This window comes from Terrabacter sp. Soil810, assembly GCF_001429645.1.
GTDB lineage: Bacteria > Actinomycetota > Actinomycetes > Actinomycetales > Dermatophilaceae > Terrabacter.
Map to the genome: position 1 here is coordinate 769,822 of NZ_LMSW01000001.1, position 25,695 is coordinate 795,516.

Annotated in this window: 18 protein-coding genes and 4 pseudogenes; 12 read left to right on the forward strand and 10 right to left on the reverse strand. The window is 72.7% G+C overall.

Going from position 1 to position 25,695, the window contains the following annotated elements; translation table 11 throughout:
* Positions 1 to 122 precede the first annotated feature (122 nt).
* From ASG96_RS03510 to ASG96_RS03520, 3 genes are all read left to right on the forward strand, one after another.
* The gene (locus tag ASG96_RS03510) at positions 123 to 947 is read left to right on the forward strand and encodes a nucleotidyltransferase domain-containing protein (protein WP_056760348.1); all 825 of its coding nucleotides are present in this window, start codon (positions 123 to 125) and stop codon (positions 945 to 947) included.
* Between the two features lie 89 nt (positions 948 to 1,036).
* Complete coding sequence (locus tag ASG96_RS03515) at positions 1,037 to 5,158, forward strand: AAA domain-containing protein (protein WP_057586603.1); 4,122 nt, start codon at positions 1,037 to 1,039, stop codon at positions 5,156 to 5,158.
* 70 nt (positions 5,159 to 5,228) lie between these two features.
* Positions 5,229 to 5,666 carry a tetratricopeptide repeat protein gene (locus ASG96_RS03520; protein WP_056761101.1) on the forward strand — a complete coding sequence of 146 codons (438 nt, stop codon included), beginning with the start codon at positions 5,229 to 5,231 and terminating at the stop codon, positions 5,664 to 5,666.
* A 137-nt stretch (positions 5,667 to 5,803) separates the two neighbouring features.
* Here the strand turns inward: ASG96_RS03520 and mscL are convergent, their stop codons facing one another.
* From mscL to ASG96_RS03535, 3 genes are all read right to left on the reverse strand, one after another.
* Positions 5,804 to 6,169 (reverse strand): large conductance mechanosensitive channel protein MscL, encoded by a 366-nt coding sequence (mscL, locus tag ASG96_RS03525; RefSeq protein ID WP_057586606.1) that lies wholly within the window; start codon positions 6,167 to 6,169, stop codon positions 5,804 to 5,806.
* A 160-nt stretch (positions 6,170 to 6,329) separates the two neighbouring features.
* Positions 6,330 to 7,031, reverse strand: a complete 702-nt coding sequence (locus ASG96_RS03530) for an SAF domain-containing protein (RefSeq protein WP_057586608.1) — start codon at positions 7,029 to 7,031, stop codon at positions 6,330 to 6,332.
* A complete protein-coding gene (locus ASG96_RS03535) occupies positions 7,031 to 7,909 on the reverse strand; it encodes an S-methyl-5'-thioadenosine phosphorylase (RefSeq protein ID WP_200958665.1) in 879 nt (292 codons plus the stop codon). The genes ASG96_RS03530 and ASG96_RS03535 overlap by 1 nt, the downstream gene beginning before the upstream one ends.
* A gap of 83 nt (positions 7,910 to 7,992) precedes the next feature.
* Between ASG96_RS03535 and ASG96_RS24595 the strand changes: the two genes are divergently transcribed.
* The gene (locus ASG96_RS24595; protein WP_056760357.1) at positions 7,993 to 8,211 is read left to right on the forward strand and encodes a hypothetical protein; all 219 of its coding nucleotides are present in this window, start codon (positions 7,993 to 7,995) and stop codon (positions 8,209 to 8,211) included.
* Positions 8,212 to 8,273: 62 nt separating this feature from the next.
* Here ASG96_RS24595 and ASG96_RS24600 read toward each other — a convergent pair.
* Positions 8,274 to 8,369 (reverse strand): annotated as a pseudogene (locus ASG96_RS24600) (FmdB family zinc ribbon protein); the annotation flags it as partial.
* A gap of 45 nt (positions 8,370 to 8,414) precedes the next feature.
* Positions 8,415 to 9,935 carry a potassium/proton antiporter gene (locus tag ASG96_RS03545; protein ID WP_082591586.1) on the reverse strand — a complete coding sequence of 507 codons (1,521 nt, stop codon included), beginning with the start codon at positions 9,933 to 9,935 and terminating at the stop codon, positions 8,415 to 8,417.
* Positions 9,936 to 10,164: 229 nt separating this feature from the next.
* Here ASG96_RS03545 and ASG96_RS03550 point away from each other — a divergent pair.
* Positions 10,165 to 12,254, forward strand: a pseudogene (locus ASG96_RS03550) (penicillin acylase family protein); the annotation flags it as partial.
* 1 nt (position 12,255) lies between these two features.
* Positions 12,256 to 12,653, forward strand: a pseudogene (locus tag ASG96_RS24015) (penicillin acylase family protein); the annotation flags it as partial.
* 105 nt (positions 12,654 to 12,758) lie between these two features.
* Here the strand turns inward: ASG96_RS24015 and ASG96_RS03555 are convergent.
* A complete protein-coding gene (locus tag ASG96_RS03555) occupies positions 12,759 to 13,373 on the reverse strand; it encodes a 5-formyltetrahydrofolate cyclo-ligase (protein WP_056761112.1) in 615 nt (204 codons plus the stop codon).
* 59 nt (positions 13,374 to 13,432) lie between these two features.
* On the opposite strand from ASG96_RS03555, the gene glp reads away from it, so the two are divergent.
* The 5 genes and pseudogenes from glp to ASG96_RS24020 form a co-directional block, all read left to right on the forward strand.
* Positions 13,433 to 16,078 (forward strand): gephyrin-like molybdotransferase Glp, encoded by a 2,646-nt coding sequence (gene glp, locus ASG96_RS03560; protein WP_057586610.1) that lies wholly within the window; start codon positions 13,433 to 13,435, stop codon positions 16,076 to 16,078.
* On the forward strand, positions 16,075 to 16,578 hold the full coding sequence (gene moaC / locus ASG96_RS03565) for a cyclic pyranopterin monophosphate synthase MoaC (protein ID WP_056760363.1): 504 nt from the start codon (positions 16,075 to 16,077) through the stop codon (positions 16,576 to 16,578). The genes glp and moaC overlap by 4 nt, the downstream gene beginning before the upstream one ends.
* Positions 16,571 to 17,065, forward strand: coding sequence for a molybdenum cofactor biosynthesis protein B (locus tag ASG96_RS03570; protein WP_056760365.1), 495 nt, complete (start codon positions 16,571 to 16,573; stop codon positions 17,063 to 17,065). The genes moaC and ASG96_RS03570 overlap by 8 nt, the downstream gene beginning before the upstream one ends.
* Before the next feature lie 69 nt (positions 17,066 to 17,134).
* Positions 17,135 to 17,773 carry a GNAT family N-acetyltransferase gene (locus ASG96_RS03575; protein WP_235509044.1) on the forward strand — a complete coding sequence of 213 codons (639 nt, stop codon included), beginning with the start codon at positions 17,135 to 17,137 and terminating at the stop codon, positions 17,771 to 17,773.
* A 70-nt stretch (positions 17,774 to 17,843) separates the two neighbouring features.
* Positions 17,844 to 18,095, forward strand: a pseudogene (locus ASG96_RS24020) (hypothetical protein); the annotation flags it as partial.
* 1,180 nt (positions 18,096 to 19,275) lie between these two features.
* Here the strand turns inward: ASG96_RS24020 and ASG96_RS03585 are convergent.
* Positions 19,276 to 20,499, reverse strand: a complete 1,224-nt coding sequence (locus ASG96_RS03585; RefSeq protein ID WP_235506828.1) for an AI-2E family transporter — start codon at positions 20,497 to 20,499, stop codon at positions 19,276 to 19,278.
* Positions 20,500 to 20,865: 366 nt separating this feature from the next.
* On the opposite strand from ASG96_RS03585, the gene ASG96_RS03590 reads away from it, so the two are divergent.
* Positions 20,866 to 21,738 (forward strand): SDR family oxidoreductase, encoded by an 873-nt coding sequence (locus ASG96_RS03590; protein ID WP_057586613.1) that lies wholly within the window; start codon positions 20,866 to 20,868, stop codon positions 21,736 to 21,738.
* Between the two features lie 63 nt (positions 21,739 to 21,801).
* Here ASG96_RS03590 and ASG96_RS03595 read toward each other — a convergent pair whose 3' ends face one another.
* From ASG96_RS03595 to ASG96_RS03605, 3 genes are read right to left on the reverse strand one after another with little or no spacing between them, the layout of a single operon-like run.
* A complete protein-coding gene (locus tag ASG96_RS03595; RefSeq protein ID WP_057586614.1) occupies positions 21,802 to 22,959 on the reverse strand; it encodes an acetate/propionate family kinase in 1,158 nt (385 codons plus the stop codon).
* Positions 22,956 to 25,061, reverse strand: a complete 2,106-nt coding sequence (gene pta / locus ASG96_RS03600; RefSeq protein ID WP_057586615.1) for a phosphate acetyltransferase — start codon at positions 25,059 to 25,061, stop codon at positions 22,956 to 22,958. The genes ASG96_RS03595 and pta overlap by 4 nt, the downstream gene beginning before the upstream one ends.
* Positions 25,062 to 25,070: 9 nt before the next feature.
* Entirely contained in the window at positions 25,071 to 25,586 is a 516-nt protein-coding gene (locus ASG96_RS03605) for an OsmC family protein (protein ID WP_057586616.1), read from the reverse strand.
* Positions 25,587 to 25,695 lie beyond the last annotated feature (109 nt).

Below are 25,695 nucleotides of genomic sequence, written 5' to 3' on the forward strand. Positions count from 1 at the left end.
CATCGGCCGGGCTGGCACCGATCCTAGAAGGTGCGTTGCATCGGCAGTCGCGGTCACCGCGCTCGCGGAGGCCGGCGTCGCGTCGCCTCGGGTAGCCTCCGCCCCATGCCGACGGTGTCGCGATGATCCCCGACGAGACGCTGCGCCGGATGGTCGACGAGCTGACCGACGTGCGCGGGGTCGTCGGTGTCGTGCTGGGGGGCAGTCGGGCGCGGGGGGACGCGCTGCCGACGTCCGACGTCGACCTCGGCGTCTACTACGAGGGCACGCCCGACACCGCCGGGCTGAGCCGGCTCGCGAGCCGGTGGTCGGGGCGTGACGTCATGGTGGGGGAGCCCGGCTCGTGGGGCCAGTGGGTCGACGCGGGAGGCTGGCTCGAGGTCGACGGCACGGCAGTGGACTGGATCCTGCGCGACGTCGATCGCGTTGCCGCGCAGACGGATCGGGCTCGTCGGGGCGAGTTCGCCTTCCACGCTCAGGCCGGCCATCCTCTCGGCTTCCTCGACGTGTCGTATGCCGGCGAGCTGGCCACCGGGGTCGTCCTGGCCGACCCGTCGGGTCGGCTCGCGTCCCTGCGGACGGGCGTGACGGCATACCCCCGTGCCCTGCGCGACGCGTTGGTCGGCGCGCTGTGGGAGGCCGACTTCCTGCTCGGCGCGGCGGGCAAGGGTGCCAAACGAGCGGACACGACGTACGTCTCGCTGGCGCTCGCGCGGGCGCTCCTGCTGTGCGCGCACGCGCTCCATGCCGACGCCGGTCGGTGGGTGACGAACGAGAAGGGGCTCGTCCCCGCGGTGGCGACGCTGCCCCGGGCGCCGGCAGGCTTCTCCCGTGACGCCGCGCAGGCCCTGGGCTCGCTGGGGGCGACCGAGGAGTCCCTCGCAGCGACGATCGAGGCGGCGACCCGGCTGGTCGCCCGCACCCGGGCCGTGCTCGGCGAGCACTGACGACGGGTGGCGTACCCGTGCGGCGGATTCCTCTGCGCGGTGGTCTGTCGGTGGCCGGTACGCAGAGGTTCGTTCGTTAGCCTGCTGGAATGACCGACGCACCCAGGACCGACCCTGCCCTCACGGCCGAGTCGCCCTCGGGTGACCCCCGCGCCGACCGCGTCGCGGCCGCGGTCAAGACGTGGCAGCGCACCCTCGTCGACCTCGGCGGGCGCAACACGCTGCTCTGGTACCGCGACCTCCCGTCCGGCACACTCGACCTGACGACGGCCCATCCCGGTGGCGTCTCGATGCTGCTGGCCGGCCGCCGCACGCGCCTGTCCGACCTCGTCCGTGAGCCGGCCGCCTTCGACGAGGCCCGCCGCCGGGCGCGCGCGATCCGGTCCAAGGCCCTCGAGCTGCACGAGGAGCGGGGCATCGCCGCCGGCTTCGTCGCCATCGGCATGGCCACGTGGTCCGTGCCGCGCGCCGCCCGGCCGCCGGCCTCACCCGTCCTGCTGCGCTCGTGCGTGCTGCGGCCCACCGGCGCCGCCCAGGAGGACTTCGAGATCGACCTCGGGGCCGAGGCGGAGCTCAACCCCGTCCTGCGCGAGTACCTCCGCTCCGAGCAGGGCATCGAGGTCGACGGCGACGCGCTCGCCGACCTCGCCACGGCCGGCAACGGCTTCGACCCCTACCCGGTCTATGCCGCGCTCGGCCACGCGTGCGAACGCGTGCCCGAGTTCGAGATCAGCCCGCGGCTCGTCCTCGGCACCTTCTCCTACGCCAAGCTGCCGATGGTCGCCGACCTGGCCCTCCAGGGCGAGGCGCTCGCCAACCACGACGTCGTCGCGGCGCTCGCGGGCGACGAGTCGGCGCTCGCCGCCGTGCGGCTCCGCCTGCCGGAGAGCGACCCCGACCCCGACCCTGAGCACGAGTACCTCGTCCTCGACGCCGACGCCTCCCAGCACGCGGCCATCGACGCCGTCCGCGCGGGCGCCCACCTCGTCGTCAAGGGCCCTCCCGGCACGGGCAAGTCGCAGACCATCGTCAACCTCATCGCCTCGCTCGCGGCCGAGGGCAAGTCGGCCCTCTTCGTCGCCGAGAAGCGCGCCGCCATCGACGCCGTCCTCAGCCGTCTCGACCGGCTCGGCCTCGGTGACCTCGTGCTCGACGCGTACGACGGCCCGACCAACAAGCGCGCGACCGCCCAGCAGTTCGCCAAGAGCCTCGACGCCGCGGTCGAGAACGACGCTCCGGAGACCGACCGCACGACCTCGACGTTGCGCGACCGTCGGGCTCGACTGCAGAAGCACGTCGCGGCCCTGCACGCCGTGCGCGACCCGTGGGGGGTGTCGGCGCACGACGCACAGGAGGCCCTCGTCGACCTCGGCACGCGCACGCCTCCACCCACGTGCCACGTGCGCCTCAGCAGCCGCGACCTCGCCGGCCTGAGCCGGACCCGCGCCGTCGAGCTCAGCCGGCGCCTGCGGGACGCGGCCGGTCTCGGGGCCTGGACCCGGGACGGCGACGACCCGTGGTTCGGCGCCCGCATCCTCACCTCCGACGACGCCGCCCGCGCGCTCGACGTCACGACGCGCCACAGCACGATCGGGCTCGAGGACGCGGCCCGACAGCTCAACCGCATCCTCTCCGAATCCCGTGTGCCAGAGGCGAACTCGCTCGACGACTGGAAGTCGGCCTTCGCGACGATGTCGAGCGTCCGCGAGACGCTCGAGGTGTTCCGGCCCGAGGTCTTCGACATCCCGCTCAAGGAGCACATCGCCGCGACCGCCACGCGCGACTGGCGCGAGGCGCGAGACGTCGACATGGGCTGGCTCGACCGCTGGAAGATCCGCCAGCAGACCAAGCGCCTGCTCCGTCCCGGTCGGCCGCCGGCCAACCTCCACGAGGAGCTGGTGTCGGCCAGCGAGCAGCGCGAGCACTGGTTCGAGCTCGTCGGCGGCGGCGGCCGACCCGAGATCTCGCCGCGCCTCGACGAGGGACTGTCGCTGCTGGCCGGGCTCACCGCTGACCTCGAGTGGCTCGACGACCGCCTCCAGTCCGGCCCCGACGGGCAGACGCTGACGTCGCTGCCGCTGGGTGAGCTGCGCGAGCGTCTCGCCGGCCTCGCGAGCCGGCCGGACCGGATCGCAGTGCTGCCGCAGGTCACCACGGCCCTCGACGAGCTGCGCTCGGCCGGACTCGGTCCGGTCGTCGACGACCTCGCGGCCCGCGGCATCCCCACCGACCAGGTCACGGCCGAGGTCGAGCACGTGTGGTGGGCCTCGCTCGCCCAGGAGATCACGGTCCGCGACCCCGCCTACGGCGCCCACGACGGCGCGGGCCTGCGCCGTGACGTCACCGAGTTCGCCGACGCCGACCGCGCCCACCAGTCGGCCACGGTCGACCGCGTGCGCGCAGCGGTGGCCCGCAACATCCGCGAGGTCCTCGCCGACCACCCGGCCCACGAGGCGCTCGTGCGGGCGGAGGCCGGCAAGGCCCGCCGCCACAAGCCGCTCCGCGACCTCATGCCGCAGGCGTCGGCGACGCTCACGGCGATCAAGCCGTGCTGGGCGATGAGCCCGCTCGTCGTCGCGACGACGCTCCCACCGGGCCGCTGGTTCGACGTCGTCATCTTCGACGAGGCCTCGCAGGTGCAGCCGGCCCAGGCGATCTCGGCCATCTCGCGCGCCCGGCAGGTCGTCGTCGCCGGCGACGAGCGCCAGCTGCCGCCGACGAACTTCTTCACCGTCGTGTCCGACGACGAGTCCGACGCGTCCGCCCCCGCCGACGAGACCCTGACCGAGGGCTTCGAGTCGGTGCTCGACGTGCTCGCCGCCGCGCTGCCGACCCGCGACCTCACGTGGCACTACCGCAGCCGCGACGAGCGACTCATCGCCTTCGCGAACGACGTGATGTACGACGGTCGCCTCACGACCTTCCCAGGCACGTCGCTCGAGTCCGCCGTCACGTTCGAGCCGGTCGACGGGCAGGCCGTCGTCCAGCCGGGCGTCGACACGATCGAGACGACCGACGGGGAGGTGGCCCGGGTCGTCGAGCTCGTCCTCGAGCACGCCCGCACCCGACCTGCCGAGTCGCTCGGCGTCATCGCGCTCGGCATCAAGCACGCCGACCGCCTCGAGGAGGCGATCACCGACGCACTGCGCACCGCCCCCGACGTCGCAGCCTTCTTCGACGACTCCCGCGACGAGCGCTTCTTCGTCAAGAACCTCGAGCGCGTCCAGGGCGACGAGCGAGACGCCATCATCCTGTCGATCGGCTACGGCAAGACCCCGCACGGTCGTGTCCTGCACCGCTTCGGCCCGCTCAACATCGAGGGCGGCGAGCGGCGCCTCAACGTCGCCATCACCCGCGCCCGCGCCCGGATGACCGTCGTGTCGGCCCTGCGCGCCATCGATCTCGACCCCGAGCGGCTCAAGGCCCGTGGCGCGCTCATGCTGCGCGACTTCCTCGCGTATGCCGAGCGACGGGGCGGCGTCGGCGACGACGACACCCTGTTCGCCTCGGCCCCCACCACCGTCGACCCGCTGCGCCACGACCTCGCGGAGCGGCTTCGCCGTCAGGGCCTCACGGTCCACGAGGACTATGGCACCGCGACCCACCGCATCGACATCGCCGTCGAGGACCCCTACCACCGGGGCCGGGCGCTCGTCGCCGTCGAGACCGACGGGAGCAGGTATGCCGCCCTCCGCAGCACGCGCGACCGTGACCGCCTGCGGCCCGAGCAGCTCGCCCGCCTCGGCTGGGTGCACGAGCGGGTGTGGAGCACCGACGTGTTCCGCGACCCCGCACGCGAGATCGCTCGCATCGTGACGCTGGCCCGCACCTCGTCCCCGCCCCGAGAGGAGGAGGCGTCGATCTCGACGCCGACCGACGGCGCGTCGCCCCCGACGGGAGCAGCGGACGGGGCCGTCGGGACGCACGGCGCGACCTCGGACGGCGAGCCCGGTCCCTCGGCGGACACCACGTCCTCGAACGGGGACGGGGCGACGGCTGAGCCTGCTCCGGCACCGAAGCGCAAGCGGCGCCGGGTCTTCCGCAAGGGGACCGGAGCCGCCGAGGGCGCGGCCGAGGCCGATGCCGCCGAGCCCGGTGCAGCGCTCGGCCGCAGCAGCGACGAGCTCGACCTCGGCTGGGGAGAGCGACCCGCCGGGTCAGGTCTCGGCGACCGGTGGCTCGAGGAGCAGCGACCTCCCCACTACGAGTAAGCCCACGTGCGGACGGCCGGGACGAGGTCGCCGGCGGAATGCCGCGACCCTGCGCCGCGTTGTGGGGCTCATGAACACGACGACACCGTTCTCGCTGCGCCTCTCCTGGGCTCAGGGACTCTTCGAGCGGGGTGACCACGTGGCCGCCGCGACTGCACTGGCCGAGCTCGTCGACGAGATCGAGTCGTCGCGGACGGCCGGGGCGACCGACGAGGCCGTGCTGCACTCCGTCACCGACCTGCGCCTCATGTTGGCCCGGGCCTACTTCCAGTCCGCCCAGCTCGGCCGGGCCGAGTCGACCCTGACCCAGGTCATCGAGGAGTCGCCGACCGACTCCTACGCGCACCTGCTGCTGGGGCGCACGCTCCAGCGGGCCGGTCGCCACGCCGAGGCCGCCCGTCCTCTCGCCCTCGCCGAGGTCCTCGGTGACTACGAGCGCCCGCAGGCCTACGGCACCGCGACCCCCACCGTCACGACCGACACCGCCGACACCGCCGACACCGTCTGACCCGACATCGCACTCGGGGGCCCGTCAGGGGTGACGGTGGTGACCCTGCGCCAACTCGAGAGGGATGGCGGGTGGGACCGACGAAGGGGCGGGAGCCAACGGCTCCCGCCCCTCGACGTCCTGCTGCGTGGTCCGACTCAGCGAGCGCGGAGGCTGTCGCGGATCTCGGTCAGGAGGATGATCTCCTCCGACGGTGCCTCCGGCTCGGGCTCGACGCCCGCCTTGCGCCGCTCGGCGAGGTGGTTCATCGGCACGACGACGATGAAGTAGACCGCGGCAGCCACGATGACGAAGCTGATCAACGCGGTGAGGAACGCACCGAATGCGACCCCACCGGGCTTGTAGTCCGAGAAGTTCGGCGTGCCACCGAGCTTGCCGAGGACGTCCATGATGACCTTGACGAACGCGTCGACGACCTTGGCGAACGCGGTGCCGATGACCACCGCGACGGCGAGGTCGACGACGTTGCCTCGCATCAGGAAATCCTTGAAACCCTTGATCATGAAGCGTCCCTTTCTGTGTCCCCGGACGGGGTGCTCGATGCCTCGGGGTCGGACTTGCGACGTCCCCGTGCGTCCTGCCTGGTCCTGCTGAGGGTGCGGGCCCGTGTGCGACGCTGCGACGGGAGTGGCGCATGAGGCGCGCACTCCGGGCATTCCGAGCCTACTGTGCAGGCCCCGACCCGTGCCTGATGGCGACGACCAGACTCTGGCCGGCCTCGAGAGCGCTGAGGCCTCGTGCCACGTCGGCGGCCTGCGCCGGGTCGAGGGCCAGGGTCACGCGTGCCGGCGCCCCGGTGCCGAGACCCGTCGACTCCTCGGCGTCGTGGACGGCGAGGACCACGACGTCGGCAGCGGCCCGCGTGCCGGAGCCGGTGGCGTAGAGGTCGACGTGGTCGCCGGCTCGCACCCCGACCGAGGCGGCGTCGAGGACGGGGACACCGAGGGCCACCCGGTCGTCGGGCTGGCCCGCGAGCAGGTCGCCACCGACCAGGCGCTCGGGGGTCACCACCTCGCGCGTGGTCAGCGGAGCGGCGGCGGAGCGGCCCAGCACGGCGTCGAGCGTCGTCAGCGCCGACACCGGTCGCTGCCCGTCGGGTCGCACCGAGACCGTGACGTCATCGGCACCGATGGGCTCGCCGGCAGCGACGTCCCGGACCATCACGACGGTCGGAACACCGGCTCCTCCCGCGGGGGCCGGGCGCAGCGCGCCGACCGTGACGAGCACGGCCAGAGCGGCGAGCCCCGCCGCAGCCCACCGCCGCCAGCGCGCTCGCCGGGCCCGTCGTCGCCGCGGACCGTCGGGCCACGCCGCGTGGCCGCGACCACGACGCCACCGCGAGCCCCAGCGGGTGCCGGCCGGCATCAGGGGAGCGGGAAGGGCAGCTCGAGACCGTCGAGGCTGCGCCGGCACGGGCAGGTCGCCGTCTCGTCGGGCTCGTGGGCCGGCATCTGGCCGATGGCATCGCGCAGGATGGACGTCAGGTGCTCGACGTTGGTCGCGAAGACCCGGAGCACCTCCTCGTGGGTGACGGCATCGCCACCCTCGATGCCCGCGTCGTGGTCGGTGACCATGGCGATCGTCGTGAAGCACATGGCGAGCTCGCGGGCCAGGGCCGCCTCGGGCATCGTCGTCATGCCGACGATGCCGAACCCGGCCTGCTGGTGCATGAGGGACTCGGCGCGGGAGGAGAACCGGGGCCCGTTGACGACGACGAGGGTGCCGTCCGTGACGACCTGCAGCTCGGAGAGCCGGGCCGCGTCGACGGCGACCTGGCGTCCGTTGGGGCAGTAGGGGTCGGCGAAGCCGACGTGCACGACCGGCCCCTCGGTCTCGTAGATGGTGTGCGCGCGGCCCCACGTGCGGTCGACGACCTGGTCGGGCACGACGATCGTGCCCGGGCCGTGCTCGGGCCTGAGCGACCCGACCGCGCAGGGGGAGAGGATCTGCCGCACGCCGACGGCCCGCAGCGCCCAGAGGTTGGCGCGGTAGTTGACACGGTGCGGGGCGAAGCGGTGGCCCTTGCCGTGGCGCGCGACGAAGGCGACGCTGCGCCCCTCCACCTCGCCGATGACGAGAGGGTCGCTGGGACGCCCGAACGGCGTCTCGACGTCGAGGGTGTCGTAGTCGTCGAGGAACTCGTAGAGGCCGGACCCGCCGATGACGCCGATCTCGGCGCGCGGACCCGGGGCGGGCACGCTCTGGACGGCGGGGTCGGACACGGTCGTCTGCTCAGTCGTCATGCGAGGAGCCTAGGGCGGGCACCGGGCCGACCGGACGGCATACGCCCTCGGGTGGGGACAACGTCCCCCGAGCTCAGGTGGTTGTGGACGACGAGCCGGACGACGACGACCCCGACGACCCCGACGACCCGGACGAGGTGGACGCAGGCGTCGACGACGTGGTGGAGGTGCTCGAGCCGCTCGACGAGTCGGACGAGGACGACGCCGCGCCGTCCTTCTTCCCCTTCTTCGTGTCACCCGAGCCGTCACCGGTGGCCGGCGTCGAGGTGCTCTTCGAGGCGGCGCGCGAGTCGGTCTTGTAGAAGCCCGAGCCCTTGAACGCGATGCCGACCGGGTGGATCACCTTGCGCAGCCGGGGCTCGCCGCACTCCGGGCACACCGTCAGGGAGTCGTCGGTGAACGACTGGCGGATGTCGAAGGCGTGGCCGCACTCTTGGCACGCGTAGGAGTAGGTGGGCACAGGTGAACCTCGGACGTCGGGGGTGGAAGAGAGCCGAGGGTCAGTCTACGGCCAGCCGGCGAGGCGCCCGCCCCGGCTGATCTCGCGGATGCGACGCTCGGTGCGCTGCTTGACCTTGGACGTCGTGACGACGAGCAGCCGGTCGCCGTGGCGGATCGTCGTGTGCCGTTCGGGCACGAACCCCTCGCCGCCGCGCACGACCAGCGTCACGTTGGCGCCCTTGGGCAGGCGGAGCTCGAACACGGCGACCCCGTGCAGCCGCGACTCCTCGCCCACGGTCACCTGGATGACGTCGGCGCTGATCTCCATGAGGGAGGTCGACTCGAGGTCGACGTCGACGGAGTGCACGTGCTCGGTGAGTCCCAGCCGTTTGGCCACCCACGGCAGCGTCGGCGCCTGCACGATCGTGAAGATGACGACGAGCATGAAGACGAGGTCGAAGATCCACTCCGTGTCGGGCGTCCCGACGACGAGCGGCACCGTGGCGAGGACGACGGGCACGGCGCCGCGCAGCCCCGCCCACGACAGGAAGGCCTGGTCGCGCCACGGCACCCTGAACCACGACACCGACGCCACCACCGACAAGGGGCGGGCGACGAGGAGCAGGACGAGGCCGATGGTGATGGCCGGGACGAGCTGCTCGTCGAGGCGCGTCGGGTCGGCGAGCAGGCCGAGCAGCACGAACAGCCCGATCTGCGCGATCCAGCCGAGCGCGTTGGCGAAGCTCTGGAACGCCACCCGGTTGGGCAGGCCCATGTTGCCGAGCACGAGGGCCGAGAGGTAGGTGGCGAGGAAGCCGGAGACGTGCAGGGCCGCGCCGACGGCGTACGCGAGCACGGTGAGGGCGACGACGCCGATGGAGAAGAGGGCGGACGACGCGCTCGCCACGCGGTGCAGCACCTGCCCGCCGAGCCAGCCCACGGCGACCCCGACGAGCGCGCCCCCGGCGAGCTCCAGCGCGGCGTGCAGGAGCAGCACCCACCACGGGTCGGCAGTGCCGCCCGGCATCCCCTGCGCAGCGAAGGCGACGACGAGGATGACGACGGGCGCGTCGTTGAAGCCCGACTCCGCCTCGAGCATCCCGGAGAGCCGTTTGGGCAGCGGCACGTTGCGCAGCACCGCGAAGACGGCGGCTGCGTCGGTCGAGCTGACGATGGCGCCGATGAGGAGGGAGATCGTCCACGACAGGGGCAGGAAGGCGTGCGCGGCCACCGCGACGACGAGGACCGACACGACGACCCCGACGGTCGAGAGCACGGCGGCCGGGGCCACCGAGTCCTTGATGTTGGACCACGACGTCGTCAGGCCGCCCTCGGCCAGGATGAGCACGAGCGCCGCGTAGCCCAGGACGCGGGTGATCGAGGCATCGTCGAACTCGATGCCGGCGCCGGCGTTGCCGAGGGCCAGCCCGATGCCGAGGTAGATCAGGAGCGACGGCAGGCCCGAGCGGACCGACAGGCGAACGGCCGCGACGGCCACGAGGAGCACGAGCGAGCCGATCAGGAGCACGCGCGTCAGGTCGTCGAGGTCCATGGTCGACGACGTGATGCTCGCGAGTGCGGTCAACGGCAGCTCCTCAGGTGTGGGGCAATCCAACCATCCCGGCGCCCGCCGCCGCGGGGCGGTCCGCGAGGCGTCGCGCCCGCGTCGGCCGGGTTTGTCGTCGGTTCGGCAACGATGTGGCGCAGCGCCCGACGGGCTGCGAGCCGCGCTATCCGCGGTGGCCTAGGCTCGTCGCGTGTCACGGTTGAAGCGCGCCCGTCGGATCGTCCTGCTCGTCGCCGTCCTCGTCGTCATGGCGGTGGTCGGGGTCGGGATCCTGGCGATCGGGGTGGTGCGGCAGTCGTTCCCCGAGACCTCGGGCCAGCTCGAGATCGAGGGCCTGACGAGCTCGGTGTCGGTGCACCGCGACGCCCAGGGCGTCCCGACGATCTACGCCGACAACGCCAACGACCTCTTCCGGGCGCAGGGTTTCGTCAGCGCCCAGGACCGCTTCTTCGAGATGGACCTGCGTCGCCACGTCACGGCCGGCCGGCTCTCCGAGCTCGTCGGCAGCGCCGGCATCGACAAGGACAAGGTCATCCGCACGATGGGGTGGCGCCGTGTCGCCGAGCAGGAGCTGCCCAAGCTCGCGCCCGAGACCCGGCAGTACCTCCAGGCGTACGCCGACGGCGTCAACGCGTACATCAAGAAGGCCGAGACGCCCGAGAAGATGTCGCTCGAGTACACCGTGCTCGCCCGCCGCAACCCGGGCTACCGCGTCGAGCCGTGGACGCCGGTCGACTCGCTCTCGTGGCTCAAGGCGATGGCGTGGGACCTGCGCGGCGACTACAACGACGAGCTCGCCCGCGCGCGCCTCTCGCGCACGACGCGCTCGCTCAAGCAGATCAACCTGCTCTACCCGCCCTATCCCGTCGACCGCAACCTGCCGATCCTCTCGGAGCAGGACTGGCAGCCGGCGACCGCGAGCGACCAGGCGGCAAGCCCCGAGCCGTCGGCCCTCAAGGCGATGCGCTCGCAGGACGGCAACGCCGCGATCGACTCGGCGCTCGCGTCGGTCAACACCGTCCCCTCGAGCCTCGGCCGCGGCGACGGCATCGGCTCCAACTCGTGGGTCGTGTCGGGCGCGCGCACGACGACGGGCAAGCCGCTGCTCGCCAACGACCCGCACCTCGCCCTGTCGATCCCGGGCATCTGGGGCCAGGTCAACCTCCAGTGCCGCACGTTGAGCGCCGCCTGCCCCTTCCAGGTCTCGGGCTTCGCGTTCTCGGGCCTGCCCGGCGTCGTCATCGGCCACAACGACAAGGTCGCGTGGGGCATGACGAACCTCGGCGCCGACGTCACCGACTTCTACCTCGAGCAGGTCTCGGGCGACTCCTACCTGCGTGACGGCCTCAACGTCCGGATCGTCAAGCGCGAGGAGACGATCAAGGTGGCGGGTGGCGCCGACGTCCCGCTCACCGTGCGCTCGACCGTGCACGGCCCGATCCTGTCCGACGTCGTCCCGGCCGTCGACGCGGCGGGTGACCGCAGTGTCGTGCGGGGCGCCCCGCAGTCCAACCGGTATGCCGTGTCGCTCGCGTGGACGGCGCTGACCCCGGGCACGACGGCCGACGCGATCTTCGCCCTCAACCGGGCCACGAACTGGTCCGACTTCCGCAAGGCCGCGGCCCTCTTCTCGGTGCCGTCGCAGAACCTCGTCTACGCCGACACCGCCGGCCACATCGGCTACCAGGCCCCCGGCAAGGTCCCGGTGCGACGCTCGGCGACGCCCGGCGCGCCCCCCGGCTTCTGGCCGTCGCCCGGCTGGGACTCGCAGTGGGACTGGAAGGGCTACGTCCCCTTCGACGACCTGCCCAACACCTTCGACCCCGCCGAGGGCTTCCTCGTCACGGCCAACCAGGCCGTCACCGCGAGCCCGACGCCCTTCCTCACGTCCGAGTGGGACTACGGCTTCCGGGCCCAGCGCATCCGCACGCTGCTCGCGGCGACGCCCAAGGTCTCGCCCGAGGCGATGTCGCAGATCCAGGGCGACATCCGCAACACGTACGCCCCGGGACTCGTCGAGCGCCTGCTCGCGGTGCAGGTCGACGACTTCACCGCCCAGGCGCAGCGCCTGCTGCGCGACTGGGACGGCAGCCAGCCCAACGACAAGACGCGCGACGCGGCGTCGGCGGCGTACTACAACGCCGTGTGGAAGCACCTGCTCGAGTACACCTTCGACGAGCTCCCGCCCGACATCGCCCCCGACGGCGGCAGCCGGTGGATGGTCGTCATGGAGCAGCTGCTCAAGGACCCGAAGAACGACTGGTGGGACGACAAGACGACGCCCGGTGTCACCGAGGGCTCCGGCGAGATCCTCAAGCGGGCGCTCGTCGAGGCCCGNGCTGGGGACGCCTGCACTCGCTCGACCTGACGCACCAGGTCATGGGCGCCGACGGCGTGCCCGAGCTCGTCCAGAACCTTTTCGACCGCGACGACATCGAGCTCGGGGGCGGCAACTCCATCGTCAACGCCAACGCGTGGAACGCCTCGAAGCCCGGCTACGACGTCACGAGCGGGCCGTCGATGCGGATGGTCATCGACCTCGGCAACTTCGACGCGTCCCGCTGGGTCAACTCGACCGGCCAGTCGGGGCACGCCTACGACGACCACTACGCCGACCAGATCGACGCCTGGGCGGCCAACGAGACCTTCGCCTGGCCGTTCAGCCCGGCGGCGGTGCGCGACGCGACCGACGACGAGCTCACCCTCGTGCCGCCGTCGCAGGCCTCCACCCCCTAGCGCCCGCCCGGTCCCGGCGCGCCGAGGCGACCGATGGCGTATGCCGTGTGCCGGGCCCCACGGGCGGGCGCGGCGGGCGTCCAGGTGGGCTGCGGTGGGCGGGCGTCAGCGCAGCCGCACCACGCGCCCGGTGGTCGTGACGTAGCCGTCGACCGGCTGGTCGTGCGCGTCGGCGGGCAGGTCGGTGTCGCTCTGCTCGCCCTCGTGGAGCAGGGTGACGACGGGCGTGGCCGGGTCGCGGTGGAGCAGCGCGCGATCGTAGCAGCCGCCGCCCTGGCCGAGCCGGGTGCCGTGGGCGTCGACGGAGAGCCCGGGCGTGACGACGAGGTCGCACGTGGCGAGGGCGTCGGTCCCGAGCCAGTCCTCGCGCTCGCCGGCGTCGGCCGCGTGGCCGCCGTGGCTCGGGCGGCGCACGGTGTCCCGGTCGCCCGAGGTGCCGGGGACGGCATACCTCCACTCGAGCGAGAAGTCGTCGAGCACCACGGGCACGACGACCTCGTGACCGGCGGCGAGGAGCGCCTCGACGAGGCGTCCCGTGGGCGGCTCGTCGGGGAGCGACTCGTAGACCGCCACGCGGGACCGGTCGGGCACGAGGCGCAGCACGGCATCGGCGATCGCCGCTGCCGCCGCCTCGCGCGCGGCCGGGTCGAGGTGCGACGCGATCTCGCGCCGTCGGGCCCGCGCGGCGTGACGCAGGTCACGCTTGTCCAGGCCGCTCACGGGGAGCACATTCCGCGCACTCGGGTGACGCACATGAGGCTCATCGTAAGGTGATGCCCATGAGTGACCAGGGGCTCCACGCGTCCGTCGCACTGATGCGCGAACGGGGCCTCGGTCCTGAGGCGATCAGGGTGTTCGAGCACTACTACGAGCAGCTGCAGGCGGGGGCGCTGGGCACGATCCCCGAGGAGTCGATCGAGCCGCTCGGCGAGGTGCAGACCCTCCGCGAGGTGCAGGTCTCCGACGAGGAGGCGCGTGAGGCGCTGTCGCGGACCGCGGTCATCAAGCTCAACGGCGGCCTCGGCACCGGGATGGGCATGACCGGCGCCAAGTCGGCGCTCGAGGTCAAGGACGGCCTGACCTTCCTCGACATCATCGCCCTGCAGGTGCTGGCCCTGCGCGAGCGCTGGGGCGTCGAGCTCCCGCTCGTGCTGATGAACTCCTTCCGCACGTCGGAGGAGTCGCTCAAGATCCTCGCGAAGTACCCCGACCTCCCGGTCGAGGGGCTGCCCCTCGACTTCATCCAGAACGCCGAGCCGAAGCTGCGGCCCGACGACCTCATGCCGGTGCAGTGGCCCGACGACCCCGAGCTCGAGTGGTGCCCACCCGGCCACGGCGACATCTACGTCTCGCTCGTGACGTCCGGCGTGCTCGACTCCCTCCTGGAGAAGGGGATCCGCTACGCGTTCCTGTCCAACTCCGACAACCTCGGCGCGACGTGCGACCCCGACGTCGCGGCCTGGATGGTCGAGCACGGGCTGCCCTACGTCGCCGAGGTGTGCAAGCGCACGAAGAGCGACCGCAAGGGCGGCCACCTCGCGGTCCGCAAGTCCGACGGCCGGATCGTGCTGCGCGACACGGCGATGGTGGCCGAGGGGGAGGAGCGCTACTTCCGCGACATCAAGCGCCACAGCACCTTCAACGCCAACAACGTGTGGATCAACCTCGAGGTGCTGCGCGAGCGGATGACGGCCAAGCAAGGCGTCCTCGGCCTGCCGATCATCGTCAACCACAAGAACGTCGACCCCGCCGACCCCGGCTCGCCCGAGGTCATCCAGATGGAGTCGGCGATGGGCACGGCGATCGAGGTGTTCGAGGGCTCCGAGGCGATCCTCGTGCCGCGCACCCGCTTCCGGCCCGTCAAGACGACGAACGACCTGCTCGTCATCCGGTCCGACTTCTTCACCCTCGACGAGGGCTACCACGTCGTCGCGACCGTCGACGCGCCCGAGCCCTACGTCGACCTCGACTCGGCCTACCGCTTCGTGTCCGGCTTCGAGCAGCGCTTCCCCAAGGGGGTGCCCTCGATGCGCGACTGCACGAGCCTGCGCGTCATCGGCGACCCCGTCTTCGGCCGCAACGTGCGCTGCGTCGGCGACGTGCTCATCGACGGCTACCGCCGGGTCCTCGACGACGCCGTGCTCGGCGAGCTGCCGACGCCGCAGGCGGCGCCCGTCACGACGCCGGGCGACGTGCGCACCGTCGACGAGCACCTCAAGGCGATCCTCTCGACCCTGGAGCCGTCGCCGACCGAGTGGACGCCGCTCACCGAGGCGCTCGGCCTCGTCGTGGCCCGCGACGTCCGCGCCAAGGTCAACCTCCCGCACTTCGACAACTCCTCGATGGACGGGTATGCCGTCCGCGCCGAGTCGCTCGCGGGCGCCGGTGACGCCCCGGTGCGGCTGCGCATCGTCGGCGAGGTCGCCGCCGGAGCCAACCCGACCTTCTCGGTCGGCGTCGGGGAGGCGGCGCGGATCATGACCGGCGCCCCGGTCCCCGAGGGCGCCGACGCCGTCATCGCCGTCGAGGACACCGACGCGGCCGCGACGGGCGAGGTGGAGTGCCGCACCTCGGTCTCCGCGGGCCACTACATCCGTCCGCAGGGTGAGGACGTGCGGTCGGGTCAGGTCATCGTCGCGGCGGGCGAGGTCGTCGGCGCCCGGACGATCGCGCTGCTCGCGGCCTGCGGCCACGCCGACGTCGAGGTGCACCGACGGCCGCACGTCGTCGTGCTGTCGACCGGTGCCGAGCTCGTCGAGCCCGGAAAGCCCTTGCAGCCCGGGCAGATCCACGACTCGAACTCGTCGATGCTCTGGGCTGCCGCCGTCGGCGCCGGGGCCTCGGCCGAGATCCGGGACGCCGTCGGCGACTCCGACGAGGAGCTGCTCGCCGTCCTCGACGAGGTCGTCGCCGACGCCGACGTCGTCATCACGAGCGGCGGTGTCTCGATGGGGGCCTACGACGTCGTCAAGAGCGCCCTGCGCGGTGAGGGCATCGACTTCGTCAAGGTCGCGATGCAGCCCGGCAAGCCCCAGGGGTACGGCCTGCTCACCGGACCGAACGGCAAGCGGGTGCCGCTCTTCGCCCTGCCCGGCAACCCCGTGTCGTCGTTCGTGTCGTTCGAGGTCTTCGTGCGTCCCGCGCTGCGGCGGCTCATGCGACTCACGCCGGAGAAGCGCCGGCTGCGGCCCGCGACGCTCATCTCCGGCGTCGAGTCCTTCGGCGGACGCCGCCAGTTCGGCCGCGCCGTCGTGTCCCGCTCCGCCGAGGGCACCCTGGTGGCCGTCCCGGTCGCCGGGCAGGGGTCGCACTTCGTCGCCGACCTGTCCCGGGCCAACTCCCTGTTCGTCGTGCCCGAGGACGTCACCGAGCTCGTCGCCGGCGAGGTCGTCGACGTCCTCGTCCTCGACAAGGAGGAGGGATGAGCGACCAGCCGACCGGGCCCGGCGCTCCGGAGGTGCCGGCCCTCACGCACGTGCGTGCCGACGGGAGCGCGCACATGGTCGACGTGTCGGCCAAGGCCGTGACCGCCCGCGAGGCGAGCGCCGCCGGACGGGTCCTGCTCAGTGCCGACGCCGTCGCCGCGCTGCGCGCGGGGCGCGTCCCCAAGGGCGACGCCCTGGCGGTCGCCCGGATCGCCGGCATCCAGGCGGTCAAGCGCACCCCCGACCTCATCCCGCTCGCGCACCCCATCGCCGTCCACGGCGTCGAGGTCGACGTGACGGTCGCCGACGACGGCGCCGACATCACGGCGACGGTGCGCACGGCCGACCGCACCGGCATCGAGATGGAGGCGCTGACCGCGGTGTCGGTCGCCGCGCTCGCGCTCATCGACATGGTCAAGGCCGTCGACAAGCACGGCCGCATCACCGACGTGCGCGTCACGGCCAAGTCCGGCGGACGCTCGGGGGACTGGCATGAGTGACGGCCCGGGCGCGGGGCGTCGCGCCGTCGTCGTCACGGCCTCGACGCGAGCGGCCGCCGGCGTCTACGCCGACCGGTCCGGACCGGTCATCGTCGAACGGCTCCGGGCCTGGGGGTTCGAGGTGGGCGCCCCGGTCGTCGTGCCCGACGGCGACGAGTTCGGGCTGGCCCTGCGAGAGGTCCTCGCCAGCGAGCCGGAGCTCGTGCTCACGACCGGTGGCACCGGCCTCACCCCGACCGACGTGACGCCCGAGCAGACCGCGCCGTTGCTCGACCGGATCGTGCCGGGGGTCGCCGAGGCGATCCGCGCGGCCGGCGTCGCCAAGGGCGTGCCCACGGCCATGCTCTCGCGTGGTCTCGTCGGCCTCGCGGGGCGCACCCTCGTCGCCAACCTCCCGGGCTCGCGCGGCGGCGTGACCGACGCGCTCGACGTGCTCGAGCCGGTCCTGGGTCATGCCCTCGACCAGGTCCCCGGCAGTGACCACTGACGTGTGGGCACGAGTTCGACTGTGCCACCTGGTGATCCGACCTGAGCCGAGGCCGAGCGGGCGGCTCGCATGAGGATGCCGTGGCGCCCGCACCGCGACGGCCAGGCCCGCTGGCCCGTCGTCCTGCGCGACTCCTCGTCCGAGCCGCCCATCGTGCTGCGGCCCCTGCGTCTCGACGACGAGCGCGACTGGCAGCGGGTGCGACGGGACAACGCGGCCTACGTCCAGCCGTGGGAGCCGACCCTGCCGCCGGGCTCGCCCGCCCGGGCACCCGTCTCGTTCCGTCAGTTCGTGCGTGACCTCGACACGGAGGCGCGCGCCGACCGGGCCATGCCGTGGTGCATCGAGGTCGGCGGCCGCATCGTCGGTCAGGTCCACCTCTTCGGGATCGTCCGCGCGGCCCAGCAGTCGGGTGCGGCCGGCTACTGGCTCGACGAGTCGGTCACGGGTCGCGGCATCGCCACTCGCGCCCTCGCGCTGGCCGTCGACCACGCCCTCGGAGCGGCTGGACTGCACCGCGTGGAGGTCAACATCCGGCTCGACAACCTGCCCTCGCTCCGGGTCGTCGAGCGCCTGGGCCTGCGCGACGAGGGCGTGCGCGAGCGCTTCCTCCACATCGACGGAGCCTGGCGCGACCACCGGTCCTTCGCCGTCACGACCGAGGACCTCGGCGGCTCGACCCTTACGGCTCGCCTGTCACAGGTGTAACACCAGCCTCTTGCGCGACACGCCTCGAATGTGCGAGGTCGTTACCGAACCGCGTCCTACCGTGGGTCACGTGCCCGTCAGCAGCCTCATCTTCGTCGTCATCGTGGCGATCTGGGCTGCCTATCTCGTGCAGCACTGGGCCCGCCGCCGTGAGGACGCGGCCGCGTCCCGGTCGGTCGACGGCTTCTCCGAGGCCATGCGGGTCCTCGAGAAGCGACCCGCCCTGCCGACCCCCGCGCTGAGCACGCCCCGACCGCACTCGTATGCCGTCAAGCCCGCCAGTACCGGCCGGCCGACCGTCGACGTGAAGCGGGCCGTCCCGNNNTCGCGTCGGCACTCTCCCCTCGTCGCCCGCCGCGCCGACGAGCGGGTCCTCGCGACATCGCTCGCCGCCGCGGGCGTCCCGTCCGAACCGAGCCACACCGACCACGACATCGCCCCCTACCCCGCCGAGGTGGACCGCATGCCCGAGTCAGCGCGCCCGTCGAGCCACGGAGCCGAGCGACGCCACGCGCGTCCAACGGGTCCGGCGCCCGCCCGGGTGCCGCTGGCGCAGCGCCGCCTCCGAGCGGCGCTGCTCCTCGTCGCGGTCGCCTGGCTGCCGGTCTCCGTCGTGCTCACGGTCACCGACGTGCTCATGTGGATCTCGATCCCGTTCGCCGTGCTCACCGTCTTCGCCGTGCTCGTCTGGCTGCGGGCCGAGGCCCAGGCCGATCGCCTGCGCACCGGCTCCGTCGCCGAGGGCCGCGTCCGCGGTCGGCGGCGCGGTCGTCGCCACGACGAGTCCTACGGCTCGGGCGACAGCGCGCACCACCTGCCCGTGCTCTCGAGCGAGGACACCCAGGTCATCCGCAGCGCAGCCACCGTCGCGCCGTCGGAGGGCGTGGCGGTCTCCCGCGAGTCGCAGACGGTCGTCGCGCAGCACGCCGCTCAGGTCGAGCCGGGCGTCTTCGACGTCCAGGCACCGATCACCGGTGAGGTGCCCGTCGCCGCCGTCGAGCACCCCGCGGAGGGCAGCTGGAGCCCGGTCCCCGTGCCGCGCCCGACCTACTCGCTCAAGGCGAAGGCTGAGCCGCGCTACACCGAGTCCGGCATCCCGGCCGACGTCTTCGACACCCCGGAGTTCGCCGAGGAGGCCGAGGAGCTCGACGACCGGGCCCTCTTCGCCCGTCGCGCCGTCTCCCACTAGGACCACCCGCTCCACCGACTCCTGGCTCGAACGTGTCCCCCGCCAACGGCGATCGAGCCATGGCGCACCATCTGGTGGCAATGCGGTCCCCGAGCGCCACGAAATCGTGCCATGGCGCACGTCTGGCGGAAGACGGTAGCTGACCGCCACGAAACCGCGCCACGGCGCACGTCCGGCGACTGCCGCCCGACGGGTGGAGGGGTGCAGCGGCCGGGGGCGCGTGGTGCGCCTGTGGAAGTGGGCCACTCGAGGCTCGAGTGGTCCCACCGGTCACGGACGTCCGCCGAGCCGGCCGGACGGCATACGGCCTGCGTCAGGCGTTGGCCGGTGCGCTTCCCTCGTCGGCAGAGGCGGTCATCTCCCGATCGAGCTCGGTCTCCGTCTCGTCGCTGAAGAGGTGCTTGCCCACGGCGTTGAGCACGGCGGCGAAGGGAACGGCGACGAGGGCGCCGACGATGCCGGCGATGATCGACCCGGTGGCGATCGCGAGGATCACGGCGAGCGGGTGGACGCTGACGGCCTTGCCGAGCAGGAACGGCTGGAGCACGTGCGACTCGAGCTGCTGCACGCCGATGACGACGGCGAGCATGATGAGCGCGACGCCGGGGCCGTGCGCGACGAGCGCGAGCAGCACGGCGACGGCGCCCGAGAGCAGAGCACCGACGATCGGGATGAACGCGAGGATGAAGACGAGGATGCCGATCGCGAAGGCGAAGGGGACCTTGAGGATGGCGGCGCCGACCGAGATGCCGACCGCGTCGACGAAGGCCACGATCATCGTCGCGCGCACGAACGCCGACAGCTGGTGCCAGGCGATGTGGCCCGAGGAGTTGACGCGCGGTCGGGTGGCGCGCGGGAAGAGCCGCACGACCCAGCTCCAGATGCGCGGCCCCTCGTAGAGGAAGAAGAAGAGCGAGAAGAGCGCGATGAAGAGGCCCGCGATGAAGTGCGTCGCCGTCAGGCCGACCGACGTCGCCGTGTCGCCGAGGTTGCCGGACTCGCTGACCTTGTCGCGGATCGTGTTGAAGTACTCGTCGAACTGGGCGTCCGTGATGTTGAACGTCGTGCGCACCCAGTCACGGATGCGCTCGAGGCCGGTGGCGACCTGGCTCGTCAGGTCGGACAGGCCGGCGCTGAACTGGGTTCCGACGAGCGTGAAGAGGGCGCCGATGAGCAGGATCGTGCCGAGCAGGGTGATGCCGGCGGCGGCTCCCGGCTTCATCCGGTGGTTCAGCCATTTCGCGACGGGGCGGAGCAGCGCGGTCAGCAGGATGGCGATGGCCACGGGCACGACGATCTCGGAGACCGAGCGGACCGCGAGCGAGAACAGGTAGACGGCCGCACCGATGAGCAGCAGGCGCCACGCCCAGTCGCTCGCGACCCGGATGCCGGGCGGCACGGCTGCGGCCTCGATGCCGGGCAGCTCCGTGGCCGCCTCGCGGGCCTCGGCCTGCAGGGTGTCGCGGCCGTCGTGGGTGTGGACGGGCACGGTCGCGTCGGAGGGCGTGCCTGAGGGGTCGGCATGGTTGTCGGTCACGACCACACCGTATGCCGCCGCGCCGGGCTTCCGGGGGATCGCCCCTGCGCGTCGACGTCAGGACGGTGCGCGAAGGCCCTCACCACCGTCGTCACACCGGAGGCATCGGTGACGGTGACGTCGCCGAAGGTCACGTACGTGGTGTTGAGCTCACCCGGGGCGCGGTAGAACGAGCCGGTCGACGAGAGTGCGATGCCGAGCAGCGCGAGGCAGTCCCCGTCCTCGGCCGCGATGTGGAGGTCTCCTGGTCGAAGTCGTAGCCCTCGGCCGTGCCGAGCCCCCCTTCGAGGCCGGCCCGCGTGCCTCGCTGGGCGACATGACCGCATCCGGCTAGCCGTGGCGCTCGGGCTGCGTACGCTGGAGGGCATGGATGCTGACGCCTCTGCCGACCGTCCGGTCCTCGCCGTCACCGGCTCGACCGGGTGGCTCGGCGGGCTCGTCGCACGGGACCTCGCCGACCGAGCCGTCGCCCAGCGGCTGCTCGTGCGCGACGTGTCGCGTGCGCCCGAGCTGCTGGGTTCTGTTGCGGCTCAGTGCAGCTACCGCGACGTCGACGCCGCGCGGGCGGCCCTGCAGGGCGCCGAGACCCTCTTCATGGTGTCGGCCGCCGAGAGCGAGGACCGGCTGGACGAACACCGTGCCTTCGTCGATGCGGCCGCGGCGGCCGGCGTGCGCCACGTCGTCTACGTGTCGTTCTTCGGCGCCGCTCCGGACGCGACGTTCACGCTCGCGCGCGACCACGCCGCCACCGAGGAGCGCCTGCGCGCGTCCGGCATGGCGTGGACCTTCCTGCGCGACAACCTCTACCTCGAGTTCATGGACCACATGGTCGGCGAGGACGGCGTCGTCCGAGGTCCCGCTGGCGACGGCCGGGCCGCGGTCGTCGCGCACGACGACATCGCACGCGTCGCGGTCGCCGTCCTGACGGACCCGGCGTCGCACGCCGGGGAGACCTACGACCTCACGGGTCCCGAGGCGCTGACCTTCACGCAGATGGCGGCGGTCATCAGCGAGGTCACCGGCCGCGAGGTGCGCTTCCACGACGAGACGGTCGAGGAGGCGTACGCCTCCCGCGCGGTCTACGGCGCGCCCGACTGGCAGGTGGACGCGTGGGTGTCGACCTACACCGCCGTCGCCGCGGGTGAGCTGGACGGTGTGAGCGGCGACGTCGAGCGGCTGACGGGTCGACGCCCGACATCTCTGCGCGAGTACCTCGAGGCCCAGCGTCCGTCGAGGTGATCGCGGCACTCGCATGGTGCCGACATCACCTCCAACCGGTGCGCAGCGGCGATGGGCGGCGCGTCAGCCGACGAGGTCGGCGGTCTGCCGGGCGATGGCGAGCTCCTCGTTGGTCGGCACCACCGCGACGACGACGTGCGACCCGTCGGGCGAGATGACGCGCGCCTCGTTCGAGCGTTCCTCGTTGAGCGCGGAGTCGACGACGATGCCGAGCTCGGCGAGCCCCTCGGCGACGGCGGCCCGGACCGGCGCGCTGTGCTGTCCGATGCCGGCGGTGAAGACGAGCACGTCGGCGCCGCCGAGGATCGCGAGGTAGGCGCCGACGTAGTGCTTGAGCCGGTGCACGAAGACGTCGAAGGCGAGGCGTGCGTCCTCGTCACCGGCGTCGACCCGCTGCACCAGCTCGCGGAAGTCGTTGACACCGCTGAGCCCGAGCACCCCGGACTTCTTGTTGAGGAGCGTGTCGATCTCGTCGAGCGTCATCCCCGCCTCGCGGGCGAGGTATGCGTGCAGCCCGGGATCGACGTCACCCGAGCGGGTGCCCATGACGAGACCCTGCAGCGGCGTCAGGCCCATGGACGTCTCGACGGCCCGACCCCCGTGGACCGCGGAGGCCGAGCACCCGTTGCCGAGGTGGAGGATCACCTGGCGCAGGTCACCGAGTGGACAGCCCAGCAGGTCGGCGGTCGCCTGGGCGACGAACTGGTGGGAGGTGCCGTGGAAGCCGTAGCGGCGGATGGAGTGCTTCGCGGCGAGGTCGCGGGGCACGGCATACGTCGACGCCGGGGCGGGGAGCGAGGAGAAGAAGGCGGTGTCGAAGACCGCGACGTGCGGCACGTCGTAGTGCCGGCGAGCGGCTTCGATGCCGATGACGGCCGCCGGGTTGTGCAGTGGCGCAAGGGCGCTCAGCTGGCGAATGCGATCGAGCACGCCGTCGTCGATGACGACAGGCGCGGAGAAGTCAGGGCCGCCGTGGACGACGCGGTGGCCGACGGCGCGGAGCGGCACGTCGTCGAGGTCGACGCCGTCGGCGCGCAGCCGCTCGGTCATCGCGGAGAGGGCGGCCGAGTGGTCGGCGACGTCGCTGCCGGACTCGCCGATGCGCTCGACGACCCCGCCGGCCCGCACCGCGCCCGACTCGGGGAGGACGAGCTGGTACTTGAGTGAGGAGGACCCCGCGTTGAGGACGAGGACCGGGCGGCCGTCGGTGGACTCCGTCACTGGCCGGCTCCCTGGTCGTCGGTGGACGTGCCCTGTGCCTGCACGGCGGTGATGGCGACGGTGTTGACGATGTCGTCGACGAGCGCCCCGCGGGAGAGGTCGTTGACCGGCTTGCGCAGCCCTTGGAGCACCGGTCCCACGGCGATGGCGTGGGCGCTGCGCTGCACCGCCTTGTAGGTGTTGTTGCCGGTGTTGAGGTCGGGGAAGACGAACACCGTCGCGTGCCCGGCGACGTCGGAGTCGGGCATCTTGGCCCGACCGACGACGGGGTCGATGGCCGCGTCGTACTGGATCGGCCCGGCGAGCGCGAGGTCCGGTGCCCGCTGGGCCACGAGCTGCGTCGCGGCCCGGACCTTCTCGACCTCGGTGCCCGACCCGCTCGTGCCGGTGGAGTAGGAGAGCATCGCGACGCGGGGCTCGATGCCGAACTGCTGGGCCGTCTGCGCCGACGAGACGGCGATGTCGGCGAGCTGCTCGGCGGTCGGGTCGGGGATGACCGCGCAGTCGCCGTAGACGAGGACCCGGTCGGCGAGGCACATGAGGAAGACGCTCGAGACGGTCTTGACGCCGTCGGCCGTCTTGACGAACTCCAGAGCCGGCCGGATCGTGTGCGCCGTCGTGTTGACCGCACCCGACACCATGCCGTCGGCGAGACCGAGGTGGACCATCATCGTGCCGAAGTAGGAGATGTCGGTGACGACCTCACGGGCGCGCTCGACGGTCATGCCCTTGTGGGCCCGCGCGGCGGCATACGTCTGCGCGAAGCGCTCCACGAGGTCCGGGTCGGTGGGGGAGACGACGACGGCGGCGTCGAGGTCGAGGCCCAGGGCCGAACCCCGCGCGCGCACCTTCGTCTCGTCGCCGAGCAGGGTCAGGTCGGCGACGCCGCGGCGCAGCAGCACGTCGGCCGCCTCGAGGATCCGGTCGTCCTGGCTCTCGGGGAGCACGATGTGCTTGCGGTCCGAGCGAGCCCGCTCCATGAGCTGGAACTCGAACATCAGCGGCGTGCGCACCTCGGACGCCGAGACGTCGATGGCCGTCAGGAGCGCGGCCTGGTCGACGCTCTCGGAGAAGAGGCGGCGCGCCGTCTCGATCTTGTTGCGCGAGCCCTTCGTCATCGGTCCGCGCACCTGCATGAGGCGTTCGGCCGTGCGGAAGGTGCCGTCGTCGGTCAGGGCGATCGGCAGGTCCTGCTGCACGCCGGCCGACAGGCGCGCGATGGTCTCGGGGATCGGGTAGCCGCCGGTCAGGATGATCCCGGCCAGCGTCGGGAAGGTCCCGGACTGGTGCGCGAGCATGAGGCCGGGGATGAGGTCGGTGCGGTCGCTCGGCGCGATGACCGTGACGTCGGGGCCGAGCCGGGCCAGCACGTTCGGCAGGCTCATCGCGGCGACGACGAGACCGAGACTGTCGCGGTCCATCCACGACTCGCTGCCGAGGACGAGCCGCGCCCCGATCGCGTCGGCGAGGGCGCGGAAGCTCGGCGCCGAGAGCAGCGCGTTCTCGGGGATGGCGGCGGTGACGGGGAAGGGCAGCGTGGCGAGGACCCCGCGCACCTCGTCGAGGTCGGCCGGGTCGACGCGGTTGGCGACGACGGCGACGGTCTGGGCGTGGTTGGCGCGCAGCTCGGCGATGGCGCCGTCGGCGGCGACCAGGATCTGGTCGGGTGTGCGGTCGCGGCCGTGCACGACGAGGACGACGGCCGAGCCGAGGTTGGCGGCCACCCGGGCGTTGAAGGACAGCTCGGTGCCGGTCGACACATCGGTGTAGTCGGAGCCGACGACGACCACGACCTCGAACCGCGCGCTCAGCGCACCGAAGCGCTCGACGATGGCGTGCAGCGCCTCGTCCGGGTCGTCATGGGCCTGGGCGTAGGTGACGCCGAGGGCCTCCTCGTAGGTCTGCTCGATGCCGGGCTGGCTCACGAGCATCTCGACGATGTGGTCGACCTCGTCGTCAGGCCCGGTGCCGCCGAGCGTCGTCAGCGGACGGTAGACGCCCACCGACCCGACCTCGCGCAGGAGGGCGTCGAGCAGGCCGAGGGCCACGGCGGACTTGCCCGTCAGGCCCTCCGGCGAGGCGACGTAGACGCTACGGCTCACGTCACGAACCTATCGGTCCCGGGGGGCGCGGCGCCGGACCTCGATGGTCGGCGGCTCCCGCAGCGACTGGCCGACGACGCAGTAGCGCTCGGTGGCGGTGGCGAGCCGCTGCAGCGTGGTCTCGTCGGCGTCGGTCGTGACCTCGGCGACGACCTTCGGGCCGAGGACGCCGACGGGTGCCGTCCGGTCGACACCGAGGGTGCCGCGCGCGTCGAACGTCGCCTCCGCCCGCACCTCCACCTCGCGCAGGTCGACGCCGAACGCGACCGAGACGGCGTGGAGCGTCACCCCGGCGCATGCGACGAGCGCCTCCATGAGCATGTCGCCCGAGCACGCGTCGGACCCGTCGCCGCCCGCGGCGGGGTGCAGTCCGGCGCGGACCGCCCCGGCGGCGGTGCGCACCTCGACGGTGACCGGCCGGCCGAAGACGGCGCTCGCCGAGACCGCGTGCACCGCCGAGCCCGGGGCGTCCCGGTAGCGCGCCTTGAGCGGCTCCTGCGCGGCGCGCAGCTCGTCGCGGTTCACGCGGCCTCATCCGGGTGGTGCTCGGTCATGGCTGTCTCCCGTCGTCCGACGACTCTCGTGACGACACCGTATGCCGGGTGGCCGGGTGCCGGGCGGACGCGTCGAGCGG